General features: G+C 53.0%; 22 protein-coding genes. 12 read left to right on the top strand and 10 right to left on the bottom strand.

All coding sequences use genetic code 11. From position 1 onward, the window contains the following. Nucleotides 1-50: 50 nt before the first annotated feature. On the bottom strand, nucleotides 51-662 hold the full coding sequence (nadD, locus tag MON37_RS11525; RefSeq protein WP_003764780.1) for a nicotinate-nucleotide adenylyltransferase: 612 nt from the start codon (nucleotides 660-662) through the stop codon (nucleotides 51-53). Nucleotides 663-719: 57 nt separating this feature from the next. Further along, complete coding sequence (locus MON37_RS11520; RefSeq protein ID WP_019270002.1) at nucleotides 720-1316, bottom strand: beta-class carbonic anhydrase; 597 nt, start codon at nucleotides 1314-1316, stop codon at nucleotides 720-722. Nucleotides 1317-1471: 155 nt separating this feature from the next. Between MON37_RS11520 and MON37_RS11515 the strand changes: the two genes are divergently transcribed. From MON37_RS11515 to MON37_RS11490, 7 genes are all read left to right on the top strand, one after another. Next, nucleotides 1472-2350: an NUDIX hydrolase gene (locus tag MON37_RS11515; RefSeq protein ID WP_039410472.1), complete on the top strand. Its 879-nt coding sequence runs from the start codon at nucleotides 1472-1474 to the stop codon at nucleotides 2348-2350. A gap of 66 nt (nucleotides 2351-2416) precedes the next feature. Further along, entirely contained in the window at nucleotides 2417-3355 is a 939-nt protein-coding gene (locus MON37_RS11510; protein ID WP_039410473.1) for an ABC transporter ATP-binding protein, read from the top strand. A 1676-nt stretch (nucleotides 3356-5031) separates the two neighbouring features. Next, a complete protein-coding gene (locus tag MON37_RS11505; protein WP_039408231.1) occupies nucleotides 5032-6531 on the top strand; it encodes a DNA recombination protein RmuC in 1500 nt (499 codons plus the stop codon). Nucleotides 6532-7068: 537 nt separating this feature from the next. Further along, nucleotides 7069-7905 carry a GNAT family N-acetyltransferase gene (locus MON37_RS11500; RefSeq protein WP_003768500.1) on the top strand — a complete coding sequence of 279 codons (837 nt, stop codon included), beginning with the start codon at nucleotides 7069-7071 and terminating at the stop codon, nucleotides 7903-7905. A 68-nt stretch (nucleotides 7906-7973) separates the two neighbouring features. Further along, nucleotides 7974-8102 carry a hypothetical protein gene (locus MON37_RS12315; protein WP_267894569.1) on the top strand — a complete coding sequence of 43 codons (129 nt, stop codon included), beginning with the start codon at nucleotides 7974-7976 and terminating at the stop codon, nucleotides 8100-8102. 278 nt (nucleotides 8103-8380) lie between these two features. Then, nucleotides 8381-10237: an ABC transporter ATP-binding protein gene (locus MON37_RS11495; protein WP_039408229.1), complete on the top strand. Its 1857-nt coding sequence runs from the start codon at nucleotides 8381-8383 to the stop codon at nucleotides 10235-10237. A 293-nt stretch (nucleotides 10238-10530) separates the two neighbouring features. Beyond that, nucleotides 10531-11829 (top strand): M16 family metallopeptidase, encoded by a 1299-nt coding sequence (locus MON37_RS11490; protein ID WP_039408227.1) that lies wholly within the window; start codon nucleotides 10531-10533, stop codon nucleotides 11827-11829. Nucleotides 11830-12047: 218 nt separating this feature from the next. Here the strand turns inward: MON37_RS11490 and MON37_RS11485 are convergent, their stop codons facing one another. After that, nucleotides 12048-13013, bottom strand: a complete 966-nt coding sequence (locus tag MON37_RS11485; RefSeq protein WP_242883680.1) for an IS30 family transposase — start codon at nucleotides 13011-13013, stop codon at nucleotides 12048-12050. A gap of 27 nt (nucleotides 13014-13040) precedes the next feature. Here MON37_RS11485 and MON37_RS11480 point away from each other — a divergent pair, with 27 nt between their 5' ends. Next, nucleotides 13041-13229, top strand: a complete 189-nt coding sequence (locus tag MON37_RS11480; protein ID WP_156122141.1) for a hypothetical protein — start codon at nucleotides 13041-13043, stop codon at nucleotides 13227-13229. Between the two features lie 26 nt (nucleotides 13230-13255). On the opposite strand, the gene gltX is transcribed toward MON37_RS11480, so the two are convergent. The 4 genes from gltX to MON37_RS11460 all read right to left on the bottom strand — a co-directional run bounded on the left by gltX (nucleotide 13256) and on the right by MON37_RS11460 (nucleotide 16049). Beyond that, nucleotides 13256-14650 carry a glutamate--tRNA ligase gene (gene gltX / locus MON37_RS11475; protein ID WP_039408939.1) on the bottom strand — a complete coding sequence of 465 codons (1395 nt, stop codon included), beginning with the start codon at nucleotides 14648-14650 and terminating at the stop codon, nucleotides 13256-13258. 148 nt (nucleotides 14651-14798) lie between these two features. Beyond that, on the bottom strand, nucleotides 14799-15128 hold the full coding sequence (locus MON37_RS11470) for an FKBP-type peptidyl-prolyl cis-trans isomerase (protein WP_003743612.1): 330 nt from the start codon (nucleotides 15126-15128) through the stop codon (nucleotides 14799-14801). A 165-nt stretch (nucleotides 15129-15293) separates the two neighbouring features. Next, a complete protein-coding gene (locus MON37_RS11465) occupies nucleotides 15294-15554 on the bottom strand; it encodes a hypothetical protein (RefSeq protein ID WP_003762337.1) in 261 nt (86 codons plus the stop codon). Between the two features lie 312 nt (nucleotides 15555-15866). Then, entirely contained in the window at nucleotides 15867-16049 is a 183-nt protein-coding gene (locus MON37_RS11460; protein ID WP_003763483.1) for a DUF2061 domain-containing protein, read from the bottom strand. A gap of 129 nt (nucleotides 16050-16178) precedes the next feature. Between MON37_RS11460 and MON37_RS11455 the strand changes: the two genes are divergently transcribed. After that, nucleotides 16179-17129, top strand: coding sequence for a D-2-hydroxyacid dehydrogenase (locus MON37_RS11455; protein WP_003779689.1), 951 nt, complete (start codon nucleotides 16179-16181; stop codon nucleotides 17127-17129). Between the two features lie 256 nt (nucleotides 17130-17385). On the opposite strand, the gene gnd is transcribed toward MON37_RS11455, so the two are convergent. Then, nucleotides 17386-18834: a decarboxylating NADP(+)-dependent phosphogluconate dehydrogenase gene (gene gnd / locus MON37_RS11450; protein WP_039408943.1), complete on the bottom strand. Its 1449-nt coding sequence runs from the start codon at nucleotides 18832-18834 to the stop codon at nucleotides 17386-17388. 479 nt (nucleotides 18835-19313) lie between these two features. On the opposite strand from gnd, the gene ggt reads away from it, so the two are divergent. Further along, nucleotides 19314-21083, top strand: a complete 1770-nt coding sequence (gene ggt / locus MON37_RS11445; protein WP_039408991.1) for a gamma-glutamyltransferase — start codon at nucleotides 19314-19316, stop codon at nucleotides 21081-21083. Nucleotides 21084-21394: 311 nt separating this feature from the next. Here ggt and lpxC read toward each other — a convergent pair whose 3' ends face one another. Continuing rightward, nucleotides 21395-22309, bottom strand: coding sequence for a UDP-3-O-acyl-N-acetylglucosamine deacetylase (gene lpxC / locus MON37_RS11440; RefSeq protein WP_039408946.1), 915 nt, complete (start codon nucleotides 22307-22309; stop codon nucleotides 21395-21397). Between the two features lie 569 nt (nucleotides 22310-22878). Here lpxC and gap point away from each other — a divergent pair. Next, nucleotides 22879-23883, top strand: coding sequence for a type I glyceraldehyde-3-phosphate dehydrogenase (gene gap / locus MON37_RS11435; RefSeq protein ID WP_039408949.1), 1005 nt, complete (start codon nucleotides 22879-22881; stop codon nucleotides 23881-23883). Nucleotides 23884-23982: 99 nt separating this feature from the next. Here the strand turns inward: gap and tsaA are convergent, their stop codons facing one another. Further along, on the bottom strand, nucleotides 23983-24657 hold the full coding sequence (gene tsaA / locus MON37_RS11430; RefSeq protein ID WP_039408952.1) for a tRNA (N6-threonylcarbamoyladenosine(37)-N6)-methyltransferase TrmO: 675 nt from the start codon (nucleotides 24655-24657) through the stop codon (nucleotides 23983-23985). A 114-nt stretch (nucleotides 24658-24771) separates the two neighbouring features. Here tsaA and MON37_RS11425 point away from each other — a divergent pair, with 114 nt between their 5' ends. Then, entirely contained in the window at nucleotides 24772-25407 is a 636-nt protein-coding gene (locus tag MON37_RS11425; protein WP_039408955.1) for a nicotinamidase, read from the top strand. The last annotated feature ends 31 nt before the right edge of the window (nucleotides 25408-25438 follow it).

Genomic DNA, 25438 nt, shown 5'->3' with positions numbered 1-25438 from the left:
GAATGAAATGGGGTTTGGACGGTATTATAACTTATCTGTATGAATTTACGCTATTTTCCGCTTTGGTACAGTTTGTGTTCGCGGATGTAGCGGGCGACTTGGGGCGGGAGGTCGTCTGAAAGTCTGCCGCTTTGGAGGGTTTGGCGGATTTGGGTGGAGGAGGTGTTGTGCAGGGGGGCGTTGAGGATGCGGACGCTGCCGTTTTGGAGGGCTTCGCCCAGCCAGGCGTGGAGTTCGCGCGGGGTTTGGTTGAGGTTGTCGCCTTGGCGCATGGCGACGGCGATGTGGGTTTGGCGCACGAGGGTCTGCCATTTTTTCCAAGTGTGCAGTTTCATGAGGCTGTCGCTGCCCATGAGCCACCAAAGTTGGGCGGCGGGGAATTGCTGGCGGAAGATTTGGACGGTGTCGAAGGTGTACGTTGCGCCGTCGCGGACGATGTCGCAGTCGCTGGCGGCGAAGCGGGGGTCGTCGGCGATGGCGAGTTCGGTCATGATGAGGCGGTCTTGGGCGGGGGCGCGGGACGGGTCTTTGTGGTAGGGGTCGCCTGCGGGCAGGAAGACGACGGTGTCGAGTCCGATTTCGTCGGCGAAGGCGCGGGCGATGTGGAGGTGGCCGTTGTGGATGGGGTCGAAGGTGCCGCCGAAAAGTCCGATGTTTTTCATGGGTGTCCTTGGGTGTGGGGTGTGCGCTCTGTTTGGGTTTCAGACGACCTGTCGGGTTTATGGGTTGTCGGGGTCGTCTGAAAGGCTTTTTGCTTCGGGGCTGCCGTCGACAACCAGGGTGAGTTTGCCGGTGGTCGGGTGGATGACGAGTCCGTGGACGGCGATGTCGGCGGGCATAAGCGGGTGGTTGCGGATGACTTTGACGGTGTGGCGGACGCTGTCTTCTACGTTGTCGAAACCGGTCAGCCAGTTGTCGAGGTTTATGCCCGCGTTGCGCAAGGTTTCGATGCGGTCGTCGGGGATGTCGCTTTCGTGTACTTTTTCAAGGAAACCGGCGGCGTTCAGCCCCTTCATGCCGCAATCGTAGTGGGCAATGACCATGATTTCTTTGACTTTGAGTTCGAACACGGCGACCAAAAGGCTGCGCATGACGGAACCCCAAGGATGGGTAACGACCGCGCCGGCGTTTTTGATGAGCTTGGCGTCGCCGTTTTTCAGTCCGAGCGCGTCGGGCAGCAGTTCGATGATGCGCGCGTCCATGCAGGACAGGATGGCCAGTTCGCGGCCGGGATATTTGTCGGTGAAATATTTTTCGTATTCGCCCGATTCGACAAAATTTTGATTATAGGCGAGAATTTCGCTCAATTCGCTCATGGTGTTGGACCTCCGACAGAATGGGACGATTATAGCGGTTTTCAGGCGGTTTGGCTTTGCATTGTGTACCGTCCGGCTATGGATAGAGTTGATTGCAAATTGAAACAAAGCAGATACAATCCGCTTTATGTTTATGATTGGACTGAGGAACGGCCATGTCTTCGCACCCTTGTTTTTCCGAAACGATCGACCGCCGCACCCACGACGCGCTCTACGATTGGGCGCGGGCAAGTTACGGCGCGTCGGACGACTGGAACACGCTCTATCTGAACGGGCTGGCTTTGGGTCGTCTGAATCCGTTTTGGCGCGAACGGATCAAACAAGACTGGCAGGAAGGGCTTTCTGAAATTTCAGACGACCTCTGCCTGCAAACAGACAACTGGCTGGCGATGGGCGACAGTTTGCAGCACTTGGCGCACGAATGGAAAAGCCTCGGACTGCTGCACGGCTGGCGCGACGAAAAGTTTGACGTGTGCGACGACGCGGGCAAGATTCTCTTTGCGTTGGAACGCGCCGCCTTCCGCCCGTTCGGACTCATGAGCCAAGCCGTCCACCTCAACGGACTGGTGCAAACCGACGGTAGCTGGTATTTTTGGATAGGCCGCCGCAGCCCGCACAAAGCCATCGATCCCAACAAACTCGACAACCTCGTCGGTGGCGGCATTGCCAGCGGCGAAACTCCGTTTGAAGCCGTCTGCCGCGAAAGCGAAGAAGAAGCCGGACTGATGCCGCCCGCCCTCGACACCCTCCGACCCGCCGCCCGAATCCACAGCCTGCGTCCCGTCTCGCGCGGCATCCACAACGAAATCCTGCACATCTTCGACATCGTCCTGCCCGAAACCGTCCGCCCCGAAAACCAAGACGGCGAAGTCGCAGGGTTTGAATTGATGAACGTTTCACAAATCATCGAAACCATGTTGTCCCAAACCATGATGCACGATGCCCAGCTCGTTACCCTCGAAGCCCTCAAACGCTACGGCGCGCTCGACAGGCAGCATCCGCTAAGCCTTTGGCTGGACAGCCTTTGCCGCTAAACGAAACCAATAAACAAAACCCCGCCGTTTCCCTTTCACGATTCCCCAAAAGGTCGTCTGAAACCCATGCTCCGACTTACCGACATCTGCAAACGCTTCGACAGCAAAACCGTCGCCAACCGCATCAGCCTGACCGTGTCCGCAGGCGAAACCCTCGCCGTCCTCGGACGCTCCGGCTGCGGCAAATCCACCCTGCTCAAAATCATCGCCGGCATCGTCAAACCCGACAGCGGCGAAGTCTGGCTGGACGGGCAAAACATCACCGCCGTCCCGCCCGAAAAGCGCAACGTCTCGCTGATGTTCCAAGACTACGCCCTGTTCCCGCACCTGACCGCCCAAGAAAACGTCGGCTTCGGACTCAAAATGCGCCACCTGCCCAAAGCCGAAATCGAAGCACAAACCATGCAGGCACTGCGCGACATCGGTTTGGAAAACGAAGCCCGCCGCAAACCCGGCAGCCTCTCCGGAGGCGAACAGCAACGCCTCGCCCTCGCCCGCGCCCTGATTATCAAACCGTCCCTGCTCCTCTTGGACGAAGCCTTCTCCAGCCTCGACACCCACCTGCGCCACAACCTCTACCGCCTGACCGACGAGAGCATCCGCCGTCAAAACATCCCCGCCGTCCTCGTAACCCATTCCCCCGAAGAAGCCGCCGCGCTGGCAGACCATATCGCCCTCATGCACGAAGGGCGCATCCTCCAATACGGCACGCCCGCCGAACTCTTCCGCCGCCCCGCCAACGCCCAAGCCGCCCGCCTGCTCGGGCTGCCCAACACCGACGATGCGCGCCACATCCCGACACACGCCATCCGTCCCGACCCGCAAGGCACACCCTGCCGCATCCTGTCCCTCACCCCCTTACCCGACAGCCTGCGCCTGACTTTCGCCCACCCCGAATACGGCGAACTGACTACCCTTCTGCCCGCCGGACAGCTACCCGCCGGCGATACCGTGCCGATACATATCGATAAAGGACAAATCGTCTGGTTTGAACCGTCGCGATGATGTTTTGTGTCCCGCCGTCGTTTGAACTGTCGGGCAAATCAAAAAAGGTCGTCTGAAAAGTTTCAGACGACCTTTGCTTTGACTTCCGACAGCTTGGGGAGTTAAAACAGCCAGAGCTTATTTTTTAATCGCGGTACGCATATTGTCGGCGATGTGGGTAGCGCCGGCGGTCAGACCGGACATACCGATCAGCGATGCAGCGGCGAGTTTGATCAATTCTTTCATTTTGAGTCTCTTTCTTGTGTTTGTGTTGCGGATATTATAGTGGATTAACTTTAAACCGGTACGGCGTTGCCTCGCCTTAGCTCAAAGAGAACGATTCTCTAAGGTGCTGAAGCACCAAGTGAATCGGTTCCGTACCATCTGTACTGTCTGCGGCTTCGTCGCCTTGTCCTGATTTTTGTTAATCCAATATATCGTCGGGTCGGCTGATTATTTGCCGGCTTCGGCGATGTTTTTGGCGGCGGTCGTCGCGCTGGCGGTCAGACCGGACATGCCAATCAGGGAGGCGGCTGCCAATTTAATTAAGTTTTTCATGGTCATCTATCTTTCTTTTGTTCCCGCCGCCGAATTTGGCGGTCTGCGGTTCGCGCTTGTATGGGCATCTGATGCCGGAATCGGTTGAAAGCCGAAAGCCGCTCCGCCGCGGACGGGAAGGTTGTTTGTGGGGGTTTGGGAAGCGTTTAAAATATTTCGTTTGTTTTCAAATTATTTTTTTGCAGCGGTTTCGATATTGCGGACAACCATAGAGGCTGAAGCGGTAACACCGGCCATACCGATTAAAGAGGCTGCGGCCAAGGTCAATAAATTTTTCATTTCGGGTAATCCTTTTACATATTAATCAAATGTTATTTAGCAACATCTGTATTCGTCGTCGGCGTGTCTGCCATATCGACAGGTGTCATGATACCGCCTTAATTGATAAATTATACAGTTTTTTTGTAAATAAAATAGCGGTATTAATGCTATAATGTAATTATTTTGATAAATTATTTTTAGTTTTGAAAATGACACCGATGTCTTGAAGAATGACACCGATGTCTTAGTTACAAGCTGATTACAAATCGTTTATTTTAGAATAGATACTCTCGGATTTTTTGTTGCCAAATTACATCATTTTAGAAAATTTTTAAATTTTCCTTTTATTTTTCAATCAGATAAAAAACAACACTTTTCCGCTTGGATTTTGGATTTTTAGTCTAAGGCTATAATTGCCATTGCCATTTTTTAAATAACCCATCTATTTTTGGCAAAAACAGGTCGTCTGAAACCAAAATCCCTGCCCGACAAACCTGAATCCGCTGTTTTCTTGTGAAATTGCTCATCAAATCTCTAGTCCGGCGCTGCCGTTTACGCGCCCATCAAATTGATTCGCTACCACTGCTGCACCCTGCGTTCTGCGAACCGCTGTTCGGCATCGGTTTATCAGTCATTCCGCCTCATCCTATAGTGGATTAAATTTAAATCAGGACAAGGCGACGAAGCCGCAGACAGTACAGATAGTACGGAACCGATTCACTTGGTGCTTCAGCACCTTAGAGAATCGTTCTCTTTGAGCTAAAGCGAGGCAACGCCGTACTGGTTTAAAGTTAATCCACTATACTCAAGCGCGCAGCAAGCTTGCCCTGCAAACATGCTATATTGCCGTTTTTGCTTTTTCCGTTTTCAGACGACCTATGAATGCCCCGCTCCTCCTGACCGCCGCGCTTTCCTTTTTGTCCGGCGCGCTCATCACTTGGCTGCTCGCCCGCAACAAGGCGCAGACGCAGCAGTTTGCCCTGATGCAATCGCTTACCGAGTGCCGCCAACATCTTGAATTTGCCGAACAAAATCAGGCGCAAACCGCATCCGAGCTTGCCGACGCGCGCTATCATGTCCAAGATTTGCAGGGCGAGTTGCAGGAATTGGGCAACCGCTTTGCCGCCGCCGAACGCCAAATCGGCTATCTTCAAGAGCGCGAACAGGAAGCAGGTCGTCTGAAACAAGATTACGCCGAGCTTCAGGAAAACGCGCACAACCTGCACGTCCGCAACGAACGCCTCCACATCCAGCTCGAACAGGAACGCCTTGCCGCCGACGAAAAGCTCAAGCTCCTTGCCGAAGCCCGCCAAAGCTTGGGCGACCAGTTCCAAAACCTTGCCAACACCATTTTGGAAGAGAAAAGCCGCCGTTTCACCGAGCAAAACCGCGACCACCTCAGCCAACTGCTGACCCCGCTCAACGAACGCATCCACGGCTTCAGCGAGCTGGTTCAGCAAACCTATGAAAAAGAAGCGCGCGAACGGCTGACCCTCGAAAACGAACTCAAACGCCTGCAAACCCTCAACACCCAACTGCACAGCGACGCCAAAGCCCTCACCGACGCGCTCACCGGCACGCAAAACAAAACCCAAGGCAACTGGGGCGAGATGATTTTAGAAAGCGTTTTGGAACATTCCGGCCTGCAAAAAGGACGCGAATACACCGTCCAAGCCGCTGCCGTCCGCCAAGAAGAAGACGGCGCGCGCCGCCTCCAGCCCGACATCCTCGTCAACCTGCCCGAAGGCAAGCAAATCGTCATCGACTCCAAAGTCTCGCTGACCGCCTACGTCCGCTACACCCAAGCCGCCGACGCTGAAACCGCCGAGCGCGAACTCGCCGCCCACGTCGCCAGCATCCGCGCCCACATCCGCAGCCTGTCGCAAAAAGACTATACCGACCTCGAAGGCGTACGCACGCTGGACTTCGTGTTTATGTTCATCCCCGTCGAACCCGCCTACCTGCTCGCCCTGCAACACGATGCCGCCCTGTTCCAAGAATGTTTCGACAAACGCATCATGCCGGTCGGCCCGAGTACACTGCTCGCCACCCTGCGCACCGTCGCCCACATCTGGCGCAACGAACAGCAAAACCAAAACGCCCTCGCCATTGCGGCAGAAGGCGGCAGGCTTTACGACAAATTCACCGGCTTCATCCAAACGCTCGAGGCCGTCGGCAAGAACATCGACCAAGCGCAAAGCCAGTTCCAACAAGCCTACAAACAGCTCTCGCAAGGACGCGGCAACCTCGTCAGCCGCGCCGAAAAACTGCGCGCGCTGGGCGTCAAAACCACCAAACGCCTGCAACGCGATTTGGTGGAAAACGCCCAAGAATCTGCTTTGCAGGATAAGGGTTTGCCGGAAGGGGAAGAAGATTGACGGTTTCTTCGTCGTCGGGTTTCAGACGACGGACCAAAGACAAAAAGGGCGCATGATGCGTCCTTTTTATTTTTAACTGATTCACTTTGCTTTTAAACGACACCGGCCCTCAACCGCCCCTCCCGCCCACGCCTGCGCGGGGCAGGAATAAGAGCCGATAAATAAGCGGTATCACTGTAAACAGGTTGGCGAAACGGAGAAAACAACGCTGCGGCAAACAGGTCGTCTGAAAAAGGTTCGGACAAGCTCTGCTTTATTTATTTCAGCAAAACCGGCTTCTTTCAGTTTCAGACGACCTCAAAGGCGGCATACATCCGCCCGACTGCCACGAAGCCCGGACTGTGCGGTATAATCATGAACATTCTTATAGTGAAATTAATCAAAAACGGACACAAAGCATTTATCTCGCCCACTATCTGACCGTACATTCAAACAGGAATGACCCGCGCCGTTCTTTCCGCAAAAGGAACAGCGGCAATTTGAATATCCTGTTTTCATGTGTCCGCCCGAATTTCAAACTCTACACAGGAAACCGCCATGTTAGTCTGCAACCCTTACGAAGTCGTGATTCACGGCACAACCAACAAAGGCAAGATTTTCCGTCCCAGCGACTGGGCAGAACGCCTGTGCGGCATATTGTCCTCATTCACCAAAGACAACCGGCTGTCCTACTCCAACTGGGTGCGCCCCATGTTGGTGGACAACGTCCGCTGCGTCGCCGTCGATAAGAAACTCGAAGAAGACAATCCGCAGATGTTCCGTTTCCTGATGGACTTTGCCGCCGACAACGACCTGCGCATCATCGACTGCAAAGAGCTTTTGAAAGAACAGGAAGCCAAAGCACAAGGCGAACCTGCCGAACGCGTCCCGCTGGCGCAAGCCATCGAAGAAAAACACGCCGCCGAAAAAGCGCCGGTCCAAGCCGCCGCTGCCGACTACGTTTTGCGCGAAATACCGCCCGAAGACACATCCACCGCCTTCGCCGCCCTCAGCGTCCTGCGTTCTTCATTGACCGACATCAGCAAATTCACCGAACAAATCAACACCGTCCAACGCCCCGCCGGCTACCGCCTCTTGGGTATTTTCGAAGAAGGCAAACACAACGCCGTCGCTGTCTGCGGCTTCCGCGAATCCTGCAACCTCGCCAGCGGCCGCCATATCCACATCGACGACATCGTTACCCTGCCGCAAAGCCGCCGCAAAGGCTACGCCTCCCGCCTGTTGGCAGAAGTCCGTAAAATCGGCGCGGAAACAGGCGTGACCAAAATCCACCTCAACGTCCATGTTAATCACGACCGCGTCGATGCACACCGCCTGTATTTCAAAAACGGCTTCGAAATCTGCGCCTACCATTTCCGCTGCGATCCTAAATAACCCAAAAGGTCGTCTGAAAACCCAATATGGTTTCAGACGACCTCTTTCCCTTCCGAGAAAGGAACCCCATGAAAACCGTCCTCAGCCTCACCGCCCTCTTCTTCCTTGCCGCCTGTACTTCTGCAACGGGAACGGGCGGCAGCTCGCAAGTCTACGGCGAAATCAAAACCGGCATCGAAAGCAGCCATACCCGATAACAGCCATAATAGTGAACCCGCGATAACTCAAAGGTCGTCTGAAAACATCATTCGGATTTTCAGACGACCTTTGTTTCGGCAAAACCCAAATCAGATTGGCAAACCCGCTCTCGGCAAAACATCTGCCGAATTATCGTCCTCACTTCTCCTTTGCGGTGTCTTCCCGCCGTTTTTTCCCGTAAAATAATGCCTTTAACTCCCGATACTTGTTTTCAGACGACCTGTCCCCACCGTAGAGGTCGTCTGAAATCCATTCTCTCTCAATTAAACCCAATACAATGATTCAAAAAATATTCTCATGGTTCGAATCCCGAATCGACCCTTACCCCGAAGCCGCCCCGAAAACGCCTGAAAAAGGGCTGTGGCGGTTTATCTGGAGCAACATCGAAGGCCTGCGCAAATGGATTGCCGTCTTGGCGGTGTTTACCGCCGGCATCGGCATTATGGAAGCCCTGCTGTTTCAATTTATGGGCAAAGTCGTGGACTGGCTCAGCAAATACACGCCCGCCACCCTGTTTGCCGAAAAAGGCTGGGCATTGACGGCGATGGCGGCGATGATGGTGTTTTTCGCCCTCTGGACCTTCCTCGCGTCCAACGTGCGCCTGCAAACCCTGCAAGGCGTGTTCCCCATGCGCCTGCGCTGGAATTTCCACCGCCTGATGCTGGGGCAGAGCCTCGGTTTCTATCAGGACGAATTTGCCGGCCGCGTGTCCGCCAAAGTCATGCAGACCGCGCTGGCGTTGCGCGACGTGGTGATGACGGTTGCCGACATGGTCGTTTATGTGCTGGTGTATTTCATCACCTCCGGCGTGATTTTGGTCGCGCTCGACGGCTGGCTGCTGCTGCCCTTTATCGGCTGGATGATTGGCTTCGCCCTGATTATGCGCTTTCTGATTCCCAAGCTCGGCAAAACCGCTTCGCGTCAGGCGGATGCGCGTTCGCTGATGACCGGCCGCATTACTGACGCCTATTCCAACATCACCACCGTCAAACTCTTCTCCCACGGCGCGCGCGAGGCGGCCTACGCCAAGCAGTCGATGGAAGAATTTATGGTTACGGTACACGCCCAAATGCGTTTAGCGACGCTCCTGCACACTTGCAGCTTCATCGTCAACAGCTCGCTGACCGCCGGCACGACCGCGCTGGGCATCTGGCTTTGGTATCACGGACAGGTCGGCGTCGGCGCAGTGGCGACCGCCACCGCTATGGCGTTGCGCGTCAACGGCCTGTCGCAATACATCATGTGGGAATCCGCCCGATTGTTTGAAAACATCGGCACCGTCAACGACGGCATGGTAACCCTGTCCAAACCGCAAACCATCCTCGACAAGCCGAACGCCCTGCCGCTGAAAGTGTCGCAAGGCGAAATCAAGTTCGAACACGTCGATTTCTCCTACGAAGCCGGCAAGCCGCTGCTCAACGGCTTCAACCTCACCATCCGCCCGGGTGAAAAAGTCGGGCTGATCGGACGCAGTGGCGCGGGCAAATCCACCATCGTCAACCTGCTTTTGCGCTTCTACGAACCGCAAAGCGGCACGATTTCGATTGACGGGCAAAACGTGGACAGCGTGACCCAAGAAAGCCTGCGCGCCCAAATCGGTTTGGTCACGCAAGACACCTCGCTGCTGCACCGTTCCGTGCGCGACAACATCGTTTACGGCCGCCCCGACGCCACCGACGCCGAAATGATTTCCGCCGCCGAACGCGCCGAAGCCGCCGACTTCATCCCCAACCTTTCCGACGCCAAAGGGCGGCGCGGCTATGACGCCCACGTCGGCGAACGCGGCGTGAAACTCTCCGGCGGCCAGCGCCAACGCATCGCCATCGCCCGCGTCATGCTCAAAGACGCGCCGATTCTGCTGCTCGACGAAGCCACCAGCGCGCTCGACTCCGAAGTCGAAGCCGCCATCCAAGAAAGTCTCGACAAAATGATGGACGGCAAAACCGTCATCGCCATCGCCCACCGCCTCTCCACCATCGCCGCGATGGACAGGCTCATCGTCTTGGACAAAGGCCGCATCATCGAAGAAGGCAGCCACACCGAGTTGCTCGAGAAACAAGGTCTGTACGCCAAACTTTGGGCACACCAGAGCGGCGGTTTCTTGAGCGAACACGTTGATTGGGAACATAATTGAGTGTCTTGCAGTAAGACAAAAGGTCGTCTGAAAATCCGGTTTTGAATTTCAGACGACCCCAGTTCAAAATCATCTCATCAGGGCGCAAGATTGCGCCCTTCTTTTTTGGTTATAAATTACGAATCTGACCGAAGGATGAAAGGGTCGTCTGAAACCGAAAATCAGGTTTCAGACGACCCTTAATTTTCGGCGGCCAGACAATTAAACCGCCGTAACCTTCCCGTCAAAGGGTGTTTCATTCCGCGTACTTGCACTATACTGCCCCTGAAGAATACCGTCCGAAAGGAAAAACAATGAAATACGCTCCTGCCTTCCTCGCCCTTATCCTGCCCCTGTCCGTACAGGCAGCGGTCAACATCCAACGCTGGACCACCCCGCAAGGCGTGCAGGTCCTCTTGGCCGAGCGGCATGAAAATCCGATTATCGACATGGCAGTCAGCTTCCGAGGCGCAGGCAACGCGTCCGATCCCGACGGCAAAAGCGAAACCGCCGCCTTCACCGCCACCCTGTTGACCGGCGGCACAAAGGAAATGGACGAAGAAACCTTCAACGCCCAAACCAACGGATTGGCAGTTGAAATCGGCAGCGGTACGGACAACGAAACCGCCACTGCCACCCTGCGCAGCCTGAGCCGTCCGGATACACTCAAAAAAGCCGTTTCCCTGTTCAACGGCGCACTGGCTCGCCCGCGTTTCGACGAAGCCGTGTTCCGACGCAACCAAACGCAAGCCGCCACCGTCCTGCAACAACAGGAAACCAAACCCGACTTCACCGCCGCCCGAACATTGGCGCGCCTCTCCTATCCCGACCACCCTTACGGCAAAGACGCATACACCACCGTACAAAGCATAAACGGCATCACGCTTGACGACATCCGCGCGTTTTACCGCACCCGCTACGGCAAAAACAATGCCGTCGTCGCCATCGTCGGCGATATAGACCGCAAAGGCGCCGACCGCCTCGTGCAAGACGCATTGTCCGGACTGCCCGACCGTGCTGCCGCATCGGCCGACGTTCCGCCCGTCAAAAAACATCCTGCACAACGCCGCGACATCCCCTTTGCCGGCGAACAGGCACAAATCATGCTCGGAATGCCGCTGATTACCCGCAACGACCCCGACTACTACGCGCTTGTTGCCGGCAACTACGTCCTCGGCGGCGGCGGATTCGACAGCCGCCTGATGGAAGTCCTGCGCAATCAGAGGGGCGACACCTACGGCGTGTACAGCAACCTTACTCCGGAACGTCAGGCAGGCATGTTCACCATCGCTTATTCTTCGCGCAAACCCGCCGCCCGCGCCTCGCTTGCTGCCGCACAGGAAGTTATCAGGCAGTTCATCGCCGAAGGTCCGACTGAAAAAGAAATGGCTCAGGCAAAAGCCAACATCACAGGCAGCTTCCCCCTGCGTTTCGATTCCAACGCCAAACTGCTCGGCTACCTGAGCCTCATCGGCGTCTATAACCTGCCCGACGACTACCTTGAAGCCTACCCCAAAGCCGTCGCCAAACTGACCGCCGCCGACGTCAAAGCCGCCTGGCAAAAACGCGTCCGCCCCGAAGACTTGAATATCATCGTGGTCGGTGCGCAGTAAAGTTCGGGCTGAATAAACGCAAACGTCGTCTGAAAACAGGTTTTAGATTTCAGACGACGTTTTTTATGCTCGAAACGGCTTTCTTCTTCCCAACGCTTGTTATAGGGGTTTCAAACGACAAATCCCTATTCTGGGATTTACCCGCGCAGTCGGGAGTCCGGAAAGTTGAAATAATGGTGATTTCTAAATATTCTTGGATTCGGATTTCAAGTGCAACACTAGGGTACCAGTGGTTGGAACAGATTCAAGAATAAAACACTTGGCGTTTCGTAGCCAAGTGTTTTTCTCGGCCGGTGGTTCAACTCATCTTGAACCCTGCGTATCTCCCGATCGCTGATGTTTCGGAAATCGGTTTGTTTGGGGAAATATTGCCGGATGAGTCCATTGGTGTTCTCATTCAGCCCTTTCTCCCAAGAATGGTAAGGGCGGCAAAAATAGGTTTTCGCCTTCAAGGCTTTGGCTATTTTGGTGTGTTGGTGGAACTCTTTGCCGTTATCCATGGTGATGGTGTGGACTCTGGCTTTATATGCCTTTAATACCCTAATGGCCGCCCGGGCAGTGTCTTCGGCTTTTAAGTTCTTTAATTTGCAGATGATGGTGTAGCGGGTAGTGCGTTCGACCAAGGTCAATAACGCGCTTTTCTGATTTTTGCCGACGATGGTGTCGGCCTCCCAATCGCCGATGCGGGTTTTCTGGTCGACGATAGCAGGTCGGTTTTCTATGCCGACGCGGTCGGGCACTTTGCCTCTGGTCCATGTGCTGCCGTAGCGTTTGCGGTAGGGTTTGCTGCATATTCTGAGGTGTTGCCACAAAGTGCCGCTGTTGCTTTTGTCTTGGCGAAGGTAGCGGTAAACGGTGCTGTGATGGAGTGTGATCCCGTGGTGTTTATGCAGGTAGGCACATACTTGTTCGGGACTGAGTTTGCGGCGGATAAGGGTGTCGATGTGTTGAATCAGCTGCGAATCGAGTTTATAGGGTTTTCGCCGGTGCTGTTTGGTCAGCCGGCTTTGCCGTTGGGCTTTATCGGCGCTGTATTGCTGCCCTTGGATGCAGTACCGCTTGATTTCTCGGCTGATGGTGCTTTTGTGGCGGTTGAGCTGTTTGGCGATTTCGGCGATGGTGCAGTGGCGGGACAGGTATTGGATATGGTATCGTTCGTCTTGGGTCAGTTGTGTGTAGCCCATGGCAATCTTTCTTGCAGGAAAGGCCGTATGCTACCGCATACTGGCCTTTTTCTGTTATGGAAAGTTGCACTTCAAATGCGAATCCGCCATTCCCTCAAACGCAGAAGCCGGATTCCCGCCTGCGCGGAAATGACGGAACAGGTGTTTTCTGTTCCAGCCTGCCGTCTATTTCACAAGAAATCAATGGGTATCGGAAAAATCAAAAAGGTCGTCTGAAAATTTCAGACGACCTTTTCAACGTTTTAAGAACGAATCCGTTTCAACACTTCTTCCTTGCCGATTAATGCCAACACGGCATCAACGCTGGGGGTTTTCGCCGTGCCGCAGACGGCGAGGCGCAGGGGCATGCCGAGTTTGCCCATTTTGATGCCTTCTTCGTCGCAGAAGGGTTTGAACAGGTCGTGGATGGCTTCGGCGTTCCAGTCTTCCAGCCCTTCGAGGCGTTCGGCGAAGCGCAGCATACGGGCGGCGGCTTCGTTGTCCCAATGTTTCTGCACGTCCGCTTCGGCGGGCGTTTGTTTGACGTAGAAGTAGAGGCACTCGTCGGCGAGCGTGTTCAGGTCTTGGGCGCGGTCTTTGACCAGTGCCAACACGTCTTCCAACGCGGGTTTTGCCGTGTCGTAAATGTCGCGCAGGGCGAGGCGGGGTTTGACGAGTTCGGCGAGTTTTTCGTTGGGCGTGATTTTGATGTGTTCGCCGTTTATCCAGTAGAGCTTTTTCAAGTCCATGCGGCTTGGAGACGGGGAAACGTCTTTCAAATCAAACCATTCGATGAATTGTTCCATCGTGAAGAACTCGTCGTCGCCGTGCGCCCAGCCCAAACGCGCCAGATAGTTGAGCATGGCTTCGGGCAGGATGCCCATTGCGCCGAAATCGGTGATGGCGACGGTATCACCGCTGCGTTTGGAGATTTTTTTGCCTTGTTCGTTGAGAATCATGGGCAGGTGGCCGTATTCGGGCAGGTTCGCGCCGATGGCTTTTAAGATGTTGATTTGTTTCGGGGTGTTGTTCACATGGTCGTCGCCGCGGATAACGTGGGTAACGCCCATGTCGTAGTCGTCCACGACGACGCAGAAGTTATAGGTCGGCGTGCCGTCGGCGCGGGCGATAATCAGGTCGTCGAGTGCTTCGTTGGGAATGGAGATTTCGCCTTTGACCAAATCCGTCCACTGGGTAACGCCGTCCAAAGGCGTTTTGAAGCGGACGACGGGTTGCACGTCGGCAGGGATTTCGGGCAGGGTTTTGCCTGCTTCGGGGCGCCAGCGGCGGTCATAAGTCGCCGTGCCTTCTTTTTCGGCTTTCTCACGCATGGCTTCCAGCTCTTCTTTGCTGCAATAGCAGTAGTAGGCGGCGCCTTTTTCCAAGAGTTCGGCGATGACTTCTTTATAGCGGTCGAAACGGCGGGTTTGGTACACGACGTTGTCGGCGTTGTCGTAATCGAGACCGACCCATTTCATGCCGTCGAGGATGATGTTGACGGATTCAGCGGTGGAACGCGCCAAGTCGGTGTCTTCGATACGCAATAGGAACTCGCCTTTGTGATGGCGGGCAAACGCCCATGAAAACAAGGCGGTGCGCACGCCGCCGATGTGCAGGTAGCCGGTTGGGCTGGGGGCGAAACGGGTTTTGACGGTCATGATGGCTCCAGAATCTTTTAAAACGGGTATTTTACTGTTTTTAGACGGAATCGGACAATGAAAGGTCGTCTGAAAACCGGAAAATTCGGTTTTCAGACGACCTTTTGCTCAATTCAATGCAGAAAATCCATCCCAATGCCGTTAGGCATTATTCATAAACTTTCAACAGCTCTACTTCAAACACCAACGTTGCGTTAGGCGGAATCACGCCGCCCGCGCCGCGTGCGCCGTAGCCCATTTCGGCGGGAATGGTCAGCTTGCGTTTGCCGCCTTCTTTCATGCCGCCGAAACCTTCGTCCCAGCCTTGAATAACCTGACCCACGCCCAGCGTAATCGTCAGCGGCTGACGGCGGTCGAGGCTGGAGTCGAATTTGGTGCCGTCTTCCAGCCAACCGGTGTAATGTACGGTAATTTCCTTGCCTTTCACGGCCTCTTTGCCGTGGCCTTCCTGCAAATCTTCAATAATCAAACCGCTCATGTTTTATCCTTTCATAGCGTTTTCAATCAGTTAACAATATCGACTCTTCGATATTCCGCGCTGAAGGGTATCATAGCTGCCGTTTCCGATAAAGCAAAAGGTCGTCTGAAAACGGATGGATACGTTTTCAGACGACCTTTCAATGTATCGTCAACTGCTTAGCAATCAATTTGAGCCGTTTTGCAACGAACGGGCATAGGTGTCGTTGTAGCCGATGTCGGTGATTTCGCGCACGCCTGTGGCAGGTGCGGTGAATTTCACGCGGTCATCATCCTTACGCATATCGTGCGCATCGTGATATTCGACTTGGGTTAAGCCCGGAATGGGACCGGAGTCGTTGGCATGGTTCCATTCAGGAATGCGGCTGTCGGCGAAAGATGCGGCGGCGGCAACGGCGATGAGGGAGGCGAAGAGTGCTTTTTTCATGATACTTTCCTTATGATGTTGAATATAAAAGATGAACTGCGTAGGCGTTCAAGCGATGGAAAGCATTTTATTGATTTCTTTTTGATTGATAAATATCTATTTTGTTGAAAGAATATTTACCAATAAGAAACAATATGCCCTAGCCCGTTTTCAGACGACCTCCGGTCAAAACTTATCCACAATGGTGCAGCGGCGTAGCCCATTCTTGTTTCACGGTTTTATAGTGGATTAACAAAAATCAGGACAAGGCGACGAAGCCGCAGACAGTACAGATAGTACGGCAAGGCGAGGTAACGCCGTACTGGTTTAAAGTTAATCCACTATATTTTTTTCGTAACGTCGCCATGCCTGTTCGTGGAAATAGAAAACGACGGTGTTGGCAAGCGGCTCGACCAGCGCGACTGCGCTTGAGATGCCGATGCTGCCGGTCAAAATATAGGCAACGCCGAACGCGGTGGCGAAATGTAAAATGGCAAAGGTCATGGTTTTAATCATGATGGTTTCCTGATATGGTGATGTCTGTATGATTCGGATAATAACTATTCTCAACTACGCCGTATATTTTGAATATTTTATTCAAAATTAGTTTATTTAAATCATTATTTTATTTTTGATAGGTGAAACATGAATCCACTGTGCATTGCCGTTCTCGACCGCGACACGCTTGCCGACCGTCCGTTTGACTTTGATTTTCCGCATACTTTAAGCAGCTATGGTTCGACTGAGGCGCATCAGACCGCCGAGCGCATACAGGGCGCGGACATCATCATTACCAACAAAGTCGTGATTTCCGCCGAACACATCGCCGCCAACCCGCAGCTCAAACTGATTGCGCTAGCCGCGACGGGCGTCAACAATGTTGACCTTGCTGCCGCCAAGCAAGCGGGCGTGAGCGTGTGCAACATCCGCGCTTACGGCAATGAATCCGTGGCGGAACACGCGTTTATGATGATGATTACCCTGATGCGCAACCTGCCTGCCTATCAGCGAGACGTTGCAGCAGGCTTGTGGGAAAACTCGCCGTTTTTCTGCCACCTCGGCGCACCGATGCGCGATTTAAACGGTAAAACACTGGCGATTTTCGGTCGCGGCAACATCGGACAGACACTGGCAACTTATGCACAGGCGTTCAAAATGAAGGTCGTGTTTGTCGAACACAAACACGCCGAAACCGTCCGCGACGGCTACGTTTCCTTTGACGAAGCCGTCCGCACTGCCGACGCGCTGTCGCTGCATTGCCCGCTCACGCCGGAAACGGCAAACATGATAGGCGAAGCCGAGTTGCAACAGATGAAGCCCGGCGCCATCCTCATCAACTGCGGGCGCGGCGGCTTGGTTGATGAAGCCGCTTTGGTTGCGGCGTTGAAATACGGCCAAATCGGCGGGGCAGGTTTTGACGTGTTAACACAAGAGCCGCCGCGCGACGGCAACCCTCTGCTGAAAGCTCGACTGCCCAACCTCATTGTCACGCCACACATTGCATGGGCAAGCCAAGAGGCCGCCAACCGTCTGTTTGACATCCTTGTGGACAACATCAACCGCTTCGTCGCAGGCAATCCGCAGAATCTGGTTTGATGCCGATAACCCTAGTCCTGTTGATAATTTTGTGAACAATTTAAAAGGTCGTCTGAAAATTTTCAGACGACCTTTTTGTATGTTGATAGTTTTCAATGAATTAGATTTGGTTTGATTGAATTGGGATGAAGTTCAGATTGTGGATAAGTTGTGAGCAATCCGTGGATTTTATCAAAAACCGATGCTTTCAAACGGCAAAGGTCGTCTGAAACCAAAATTTTGGTTTTCAGACGACCTTTTCGCTGATTCAGACAAATCAAATATCGTAAGTGGTCGATGCGGTATCGCCGCCTTTGCCTGTCCAGTTGGTGTGGAAGAACTCGCCGCGCGGTTTGTCGGTGCGCTCGTAGGTGTGCGCGCCGAAGTAGTCACGTTGGGCTTGCAGCAGGTTGGCGGGCAGGCGTTCGGTAGTGTAGCCGTCGAGGAAGGTAATCGCGGAAGCCATGCAGGGCATAGGGATACCGCATTCGATGGCTTTGGCGACAACTTTGCGCCATGCGGGCAGGCAGTTTTCCAATACGCCTTTGAAATAGGGATCGGAACCCAAGAACACTAAATCGGGATTGGCTTCGTATGCGTCGCGGATGTTGCCCAAGAACGCGCTGCGGATGATGCAGCCTTCGCGCCACAGAAGGGCGGTGTTGCCGTAGTTCAATGCCCAATCGTTGTTTTCGCTGGCTTCGCGGATGAGCATGAAGCCTTGTGCGTAGGAGATGATTTTGGATGCCAACAACGCTTGGCGCAGGGCTTCGACCCATGTGGCCTTGTCGCCGTCAACGGGGGTAACGGTTTTGCCGAACAAGCGGCCGGTTTGAACGCGTTGGTCTTTGAACGCGGACACACAGCGGGCGAATACGGCTTCGGAAATCAGCGTCAGCGGGATGCCCAAATCGAGGGCGTTGATGCCGGTCCATTTGCCTGTGCCTTTTTGTCCGGCGGTATCGAGGATTTTTTCGACCAAAGGTTCGCCGTTTTCGTCTTTATAGCCCAAAATCGCGGCGGTGATTTCGATCAGGTAGGAATCCAGCTCGGTTTGGTTCCATTCGCTGAAAATGCGGTGCATTTCGTCGTAGCTCAGACCCAAGCCGTCTTTCATGAATTGGTAGGCTTCGCAAATCAACTGCATATCGCCGTATTCGATGCCGTTGTGCACCATTTTGACGAAATGGCCCGCGCCGTCGCGGCCGACCCAGTCGCAGCAGGGTTCGCCTTGCGGGGTTTTGGCGGCAATGGCTTGGAAGATGGGTTTGACGGCAGGCCATGCGGCTTCGTCGCCGCCGGGCATGATGGACGGGCCGTGACGCGCGCCTTCTTCGCCGCCGGAAACGCCCGCGCCGATAAAGCGGATGCCTTTTGCCGCCAGCTCGTGCGTGCGGCGGGTGGAATCGGGATAGTTGGCGTTGCCGCCGTCAATAATAATGTCGCCTTGATCCAAAAGCGGGACAAGTTGCTCGATAAAATCGTCCACGACAAAACCTGCGCGTACCATCATCATGATTTTGCGCGGTTTTTCCAGTTTATCTACTAAATCTTGCAATGAATAGGCACCGATAATGTTGGTGCCTTTGGCTGCGCCGTTGAGAAAATCGTCTACTTTAGCAGTGGTCCGGTTGTACGCCACGACTTTGAAACCGTGATCGTTCATATTCAAAATCAAATTTTGACCCATAACGGCCAAGCCGATGACGCCGATATCGCCTTTCATTGATGGAAGCTCCATTATTAATTTAATTTATCAGCCGTAACTCTATCTGATTTACAGAGGTTTAACAATCCTTAACTATCTAATTTTTTGAAAAGATGCCTTTACGTTGCGGGCTTTGGCTGCGCGTTGGGAAACAAACTATAAAATAAGATTTTAAATAATAAATAGATGATTATATTGAGTCGCGCATTTGCTTGTGTATAACTTTGATTCCTTTTTTAGTTCAATAAGTTGAATGCAGATTTTGGATGCGGATAAACTGCTGTTTGCCTTGTTTGCAGATGTGGATAATTTTGAAATCCGGTTTGGTTTTGTGTATAACTTTCCGGCTATACACACAGCCTGCCGGTTTTATACTGGGCTCAAACGGAACTGTCCGAAGAGATAAACAGTCCAATCGGTTTTCATGTTTCAGACGACCTTTTGTGTTTTTCAACCGCAAGTCGTCTGAAAAATATCTCAACGAAAAGGGAGCAGATATGAAATTTTCCTTTGGCTTAAACCTGTCGGCTGTTTTGGTTTTGGCAGCGTGCGCGCACCAGCCGATGCAGAAACCTGATGCCGCGCCTGTGCCGACGGCTGTGGATAACCATGCGCCGGAACAAGGGACGGGGCTGACCGAGCAGAAATTGATCCGCGCCAAGCATTATATGGCGGCGTCTGCCAATCCGTTGGCGACTGAGGCGGGATACGAGGTTTTGAAACGCGGCGGCAGCGCGATAGATGCGATGATCGCCATGCAGACCACGCTGGGACTGACCGAGCCGCAGTCTTCCGGTTTGGGCGGCGGTGCGTTTTTGGTGTATTGGGACAATAAGGCGAAAAAACTGACGACGTTTGATGCCCGAGAAACGGCGCCGAAAGCGGCAACGCCGGCGCTTTTCTTGGATGAAAACGGCAAGCCGATGGGCTTTATGAACGCAGTGGTCGGCGGCCGTTCGGTCGGTGTGCCGGGGATTCCGAAGCTGCTGGAAGATGTCCACAAGCGTTACGGCAAATTGCCGTGGGCAAGCCTGTTTGACAAACCGATTGCTTTGGCGGAACAAGGCTTTAGCGTTTCACCGCGTATGGCGAAATCCATCGAGCAGAATTTGGAGCCTTTGCAACGTTATCCGCAAACCGCCGCGTATTTCCTGCCCGACGGCAAACCTTTGGCAGCGGGAACGGTGTTGAAAAACCCTGAATTTGCCCGCTCCGTACGCCTGTTGGCGGAAAAAGGCAGCGCGCCGTTTTATCAGGGGGTGCAGGCGCAGAATATTGTCCGTGCCGTTACCGGTGCTGTGGATAACCCCGGCAAAATCAGCATGGCGGATTTGAAAAACTACCGCGTTATCGAGCGCGAACCGGTTTGCGCGCCGTATCGTGAATACGAAGTCTGCGGTATGGGTGCGCCAAGTTCGGGCGCGATTGCTTTGGGCGAGATTTTGGGCGTCCTGCAAAATCAGAATATGAAGGCATTAGGCGCGGAAAATATCCACAGTTGGCGCTGGATAGGCGATGCGTCGCGGATTGCGTTTGCCGACCGTGATTATTACGTCGGCGATCCCGCGTTTGTCAACGTCCCGACCCGCGCCCTGATTTCTCAGGCTTACTTGAAACCGCGTGCCGAAGAAATCCGCCAATCCGACAAGGCGTTGGAAAACATTCAGGCAGGCAAGTTCGGCAAGGCATACGCGCAGGGTATGGCGGTAGAGCTGCCGTCCACCAGCCATTTGGTGGTTGTGGATAAAGACGGCAACGTCGTGTCGATGACGACTTCGATTGAAAACGCGTTCGGCTCGGGGCTGATGGCAAACGGCTATCTGCTCAACAATGAATTGACCGATTTTGCTTTCAACCCTGTCGGCGCGGACGGTAAAACGGTGGCAAACAGCGTGGCGGGCGGCAAACGGCCGCGTTCTTCGATGGCGCCGACCATTGTGATGAAAGGCGGTAAGCCTTATTTGGCAGTCGGTTCGCCCGGCGGCAGCCGCATCATCGGTTTCGTTGCCAAAACGCTGGTGGCACATATCGATTGGGGTATGGACATTCAGGCGGCAATCTCCCTGCCGAATATGCTCAATCGCGGCAGCCAGTATGAAATCGAGGAAAAAACCGCGGCGGCGGACAAAGCGGCAGCATTGGAAAAACTGGGCTACAAAGTCCAAATCCGCGATTTGAATTCCGGCGTACAAGGCATTGTGATCGGCAAAGACGGTTTGCTCGGCGGTGCCGACCCGCGCCGCGAAGGCAAAGTCATGGGCGATTGATCACCGATCGGCTTGTGGATAAAAGGTCGTCTGAAATCCGAATTTGGGTTTTCAGACGACCTTTTTTATTGCTGGAGAAAAGCTATGGATAAAGTGTGTATAAAATTTGAGAAAAAATATAATCTTTTTATTTTTCAGAAGGATAGATTAGATAGCCATGTGGATAATCATGTCTGAAATATTGGCGGGAGATGGTTGTCTCGCTTGAAAGGTCGTCTGAAAACTTAAAATCAAGATTTCAGACGACCTTTATTCAATAAAAAGGCTGTGGATGATTGTTTATCCACAGCCTTTTTTTACACCGTCTTATCTCAAGCCGCCGGCAGCTCGTGGAAGGCTGATGGCAAATTCTCATCGTCAGAGAATTCCACCCATTCATAAGCGGTTTCGTCCGCCAAAACCGCACGCAATAAAGCGTTGTTGATGGCGTGGCCGGATTTGTAGCCTTCGAATGCGCCGATAATCGGGTGTCCGACGATATACAAATCGCCGATGGCATCGAGGATTTTGTGGCGGACAAACTCGTCGGGATAACGCAAACCTTCCGGATTCAAAACGTCCATGTCGTCAATCACGATGGCGTTGTTCAAATTGCCGCCCAGTCCGAGATTGTGGGCGCGCATCATTTCCACTTCGTGCATAAAGCCGAAGGTACGCGCGCGCGCGATTTCGTCGATGTAGGACTTGCCCGCGAAATCGATTTCAAAAGTGGGCGAGCTGCGGTTGAAAACCGGATGGTCGAATTCGATGGTCAGCGTCACTTTAAAGCCGTCATACGGCGTAAAGCGCACCCATTTGCCCGCTTCCTTGACTTCGACAGGCTTGAGGATTTTCAAAAACCGCTTTTGCGCCTTTTGATCGACAACGCCCGCATCTTGCAAAAGATAAATAAACGGCAGGCTGGAGCCGTCCATAATCGGGATTTCGGGCGCGTTCAACTCAATCAGCGCATTGTCGATGCCATAGGCAGACAGCGCGGACATGATGTGTTCGATCGTGCCGACGCGCACGCCTTTGTCGGTTACGATGGTGGACGACAGGCGCGTATCGTTGATGAGGTAGGGCGTAAGTTTGATGGTTTCGCCCATTTCGCCGTCCAAATCGGTACGGCGGAAGGAAATCCCGCTGTTTTCAGGCGCGGGGTGCAGGGTCAGCGCGACCCGTTCGCCCGAATGCAGCCCGACGCCGGTTACGCTGATGGATTTTGCCAAAGTTCGTTGCAGCATAAACCGCCTCCTTATTCAATAATTGGTTTGATGTTTGGATAATACGATAAAAAGGAAAAAATAATCCATTATTTTTAATAGTATTTGCTAATGTAGGTGTTTCAGAACCATAGATTTTTCAAACGACCCTTTGTAACGGTAAGATTATCCACAATATGCCGTGTAATCCGAGTGGAAAAATCCGATTTTATCCACAGAAATATTCAAACGATTACAGATTATCCGACTTTATTCTCATAAAAAACAAAACTTGAACGCAGCCTTTAAATGAATACAACAATTTGATTATACAATCAGTAATAAGGTTATCCACAAAACGGGGATATACTCATCACCATCATCATTTTTTTAAATAATTACATATTAATTTTAAAAACAACCAAAATTTATCCCCAAATATGGGGGCGAACCGTACCAATCTAAGTTTTCAGACGACCTATTTCACGGTTTTTTTATTTAAATCAAACATTTTAAAAGTAGCATCGTGTAATTCTAGGTAGTAGTTTTATTTCAGGCTACAATAGCCCTTATTGAAATTTATCCCTTTCCCTACTGACAGGAGTATCAAAATGAGCATCAAAGTAGCGATTAACGGTTTCGGCCGCATCGGCCGTCTGGCATTGCGTCAAATTGAAAAAGCCAAAGGCATCGAAGTCGTCGCCGTCAACGACCTGACCCCTGCCGAAATGCTGCTGCACCTTTTCAAATACGACAGCACCCAAGGCCGCTTCCAAGGTACTGCCGAATTGAAAGACGATGCCATCGTAGTGAACGGCAAAGAAATCAAAGTCTTCGCCAATCCGAATCCTGAAGAATTGCCTTGGGGCGAATTGGGCGTAGACGTCGTCCTCGAATGTACCGGCTTCTTTACCAGCAAAACCAAAGCCGAAGCCCACATCCGCGCCGGTGCGCGCAAAGTCGTTATTTCCGCCCCCGGCGGCAATGACGTGAAAACCGTCGTATATGGCGTGAACCAAGACATTTTGGACGGCAGCGAAACCGTCATCTCCGCCGCTTCCTGCACCACCAACTGCCTCGCCCCGATGGCGGCAGTCCTGCAAAAAGAGTTCGGCGTAGTTGAAGGCCTGATGACCACCATCCACGCCTACACCGGCGACCAAAACACCCTTGACGCGCCGCACCGCAAAGGCGATTTGCGCCGCGCCCGTGCCGCCGCGCTCAACATCGTGCCCAACAGCACCGGCGCCGCCAAAGCCATCGGTCTGGTTATCCCCGAATTGAACGGCAAACTCGACGGCTCCGCCCAACGCGTCCCCGTTGCCACCGGCTCGCTGACCGAATTGGTTTCCGTCCTCGAACGCCCCGTGACCAAAGAAGAAATCAACGCCGCGATGAAAGCTGCCGCCAATGAATCTTACGGCTACACCGAAGATCAAATCGTTTCTTCCGACGTTGTCGGCATCGAATACGGCTCGCTTTTTGACGCCACCCAAACCCGCGTGATGACCGTAGGCGACAAACAACTGGTGAAAACCGTCGCCTGGTACGACAACGAAATGTCCTACACCTGCCAACTCGTCCGCACTTTGGAATACTTCGCAGGCAAAATCTAAAAGATTTCGGATTGGGAAGCCAGTCTGTGGATAAGTAAGAGAAAAGGTCGTCTGAAAATTTTTTCAGACGACCTTTTTTAATGAAATCAATCACTAAATTTAAACAACGCTTATCCCAATAACCGTCGCGCGGTTTCCCTCAATTTGAAACCTGACTTCATAATCCTCTATATTCATGACGTAAATCCGTTCGGGAATATTCTGATAGGCGGGACGGGGATCTTGGGCTATGCTTTGGCTGATCAGGTTTTGGGTGCTTTCAGATAAATTTTCGGCGCCGATGTTTTCCAGCCATACGACTTCAAGCTCTTCGGGTTTGCCGCTGACGAAGCCGGATGAGGCGTCGGGTTTGGATTCGACAAAGGGGATGTAGGGTTTGATGTCGACAATCGGTGTGCCGTCCAACAGGTCTGCACCGCTGCAATAGAGGCGGACGGGTTTGCCGGTTTCGATGCGTTCAAGTTTTAAGAGCGACAGTCCGAGATGATTGGGGCGGTGGGGGCTGCGCGTGGCGAATACGCCCATTTTTTGTTTGCCGCCGAGCCGTGGCGGGCGCACCATTTGCGCCCAGCCTTCATCCAAAACGCCATGAAAAATAAAACTTACCCACACATAATCGAAATGTTCCAATCCGCGTACGCTGTCTGCGGTAAATTCGGGATTCAGCTCGATGCAGACTTCTGCGGCAGGTACCAAACCGGGCTGGCGGGCGACGCCGAATTTCTGTTTGTAGGGCGAGCGGGCGGTGGCGATGGGGACGATGGTGTAAGTCATGAGGATTGTGGACAAGTTTTTCGGAAAAACGTTATCTTATCACAGCCGGTTTTACCGCTTTTGGGCAGTAATTTGTTATAATACAGGGCATTTTAATCGCTTTGAAATGATGAGATGATTGTTTCCATTGATGTTGATGCACAAAAAACTTTTACGCCTTTGTGTCCTAAAGAGCTGCCTGTAAACGAGGGGCATTTGATTGTTGAAGAATTGAATGCCCAAGCCACTTTGGCGGATTTGCGCGTGATGACGAAAGATGCGCATCATGCGGCAGCGAAATGGCTTGTGGATAACCCTGTTGATATGTTAAAGCCGACAGGTTTGCCCGATGCGGATTTGACTTGGGTGGCTCATGCGATGGTCGGTACGCGCGGCTATGAATTGTTGGACGGACTGCCTTCTGCCAAGGAATACGATTATTGCGTTTGGAAAGGCGTTGATCCTGAATTGCATCCTTATGGCGCGTGTTTTCATGATATTGAGGAAAAACTGAGCACAGGGCTGATTGAATGGCTGCGTTGTCAAAATACGGATACGGTCATTGTCGGCGGGTTGGCTACGGATTATTGTGTGAAAACAACGGTTTTGCAGTTACTCAAAGGCGGCAATTGGCAGGTTATCGTCAATGAAGCGGCTTGTCGGGGCATTGCGCCGGAAACCATCGAAACGGCATGGCAGGAAATGCGTTCTGCCGGTGCTATTATCTTAAAAAACGCTGAAGAAATTAAAAAATATATTAATAATCAATAAGTTAAAATTGTTTCACGTGAAACACCCTTCC

The sequence above is a fragment of the Morococcus cerebrosus genome (genome assembly GCF_022749515.1).
In the GTDB taxonomy this organism is placed as follows: Bacteria; Pseudomonadota; Gammaproteobacteria; order Burkholderiales; family Neisseriaceae; genus Neisseria; species Neisseria cerebrosa.
This window is presented reverse-complemented; position numbering and strand designations above follow the sequence as displayed.

Coding starts and splice junctions, on each gene's coding strand:
- nadD (WP_003764780.1), bottom strand. CDS start 662: ATGAAAAACATCGGACTTTTCGGCGGCACCTTCGACCCCATCCACAAC.
- MON37_RS11520 (WP_019270002.1), bottom strand. CDS start 1,316: ATGAGCGAATTGAGCGAAATTCTCGCCTATAATCAAAATTTTGTCGAA.
- MON37_RS11515 (WP_039410472.1), top strand. CDS start 1,472: ATGTCTTCGCACCCTTGTTTTTCCGAAACGATCGACCGCCGCACCCAC.
- MON37_RS11510 (WP_039410473.1), top strand. CDS start 2,417: ATGCTCCGACTTACCGACATCTGCAAACGCTTCGACAGCAAAACCGTC.
- MON37_RS11505 (WP_039408231.1), top strand. CDS start 5,032: ATGAATGCCCCGCTCCTCCTGACCGCCGCGCTTTCCTTTTTGTCCGGC.
- MON37_RS11500 (WP_003768500.1), top strand. CDS start 7,069: ATGTTAGTCTGCAACCCTTACGAAGTCGTGATTCACGGCACAACCAAC.
- MON37_RS12315 (WP_267894569.1), top strand. CDS start 7,974: ATGAAAACCGTCCTCAGCCTCACCGCCCTCTTCTTCCTTGCCGCCTGT.
- MON37_RS11495 (WP_039408229.1), top strand. CDS start 8,381: ATGATTCAAAAAATATTCTCATGGTTCGAATCCCGAATCGACCCTTAC.
- MON37_RS11490 (WP_039408227.1), top strand. CDS start 10,531: ATGAAATACGCTCCTGCCTTCCTCGCCCTTATCCTGCCCCTGTCCGTA.
- MON37_RS11485 (WP_242883680.1), bottom strand. CDS start 13,013: ATGGGCTACACACAACTGACCCAAGACGAACGATACCATATCCAATAC.
- MON37_RS11480 (WP_156122141.1), top strand. CDS start 13,041: ATGCTACCGCATACTGGCCTTTTTCTGTTATGGAAAGTTGCACTTCAA.
- gltX (WP_039408939.1), bottom strand. CDS start 14,650: ATGACCGTCAAAACCCGTTTCGCCCCCAGCCCAACCGGCTACCTGCAC.
- MON37_RS11470 (WP_003743612.1), bottom strand. CDS start 15,128: ATGAGCGGTTTGATTATTGAAGATTTGCAGGAAGGCCACGGCAAAGAG.
- MON37_RS11465 (WP_003762337.1), bottom strand. CDS start 15,554: ATGAAAAAAGCACTCTTCGCCTCCCTCATCGCCGTTGCCGCCGCCGCA.
- MON37_RS11460 (WP_003763483.1), bottom strand. CDS start 16,049: ATGATTAAAACCATGACCTTTGCCATTTTACATTTCGCCACCGCGTTC.
- MON37_RS11455 (WP_003779689.1), top strand. CDS start 16,179: ATGAATCCACTGTGCATTGCCGTTCTCGACCGCGACACGCTTGCCGAC.
- gnd (WP_039408943.1), bottom strand. CDS start 18,834: ATGAAAGGCGATATCGGCGTCATCGGCTTGGCCGTTATGGGTCAAAAT.
- ggt (WP_039408991.1), top strand. CDS start 19,314: ATGAAATTTTCCTTTGGCTTAAACCTGTCGGCTGTTTTGGTTTTGGCA.
- lpxC (WP_039408946.1), bottom strand. CDS start 22,309: ATGCTGCAACGAACTTTGGCAAAATCCATCAGCGTAACCGGCGTCGGG.
- gap (WP_039408949.1), top strand. CDS start 22,879: ATGAGCATCAAAGTAGCGATTAACGGTTTCGGCCGCATCGGCCGTCTG.
- tsaA (WP_039408952.1), bottom strand. CDS start 24,657: ATGACTTACACCATCGTCCCCATCGCCACCGCCCGCTCGCCCTACAAA.
- MON37_RS11425 (WP_039408955.1), top strand. CDS start 24,772: ATGATTGTTTCCATTGATGTTGATGCACAAAAAACTTTTACGCCTTTG.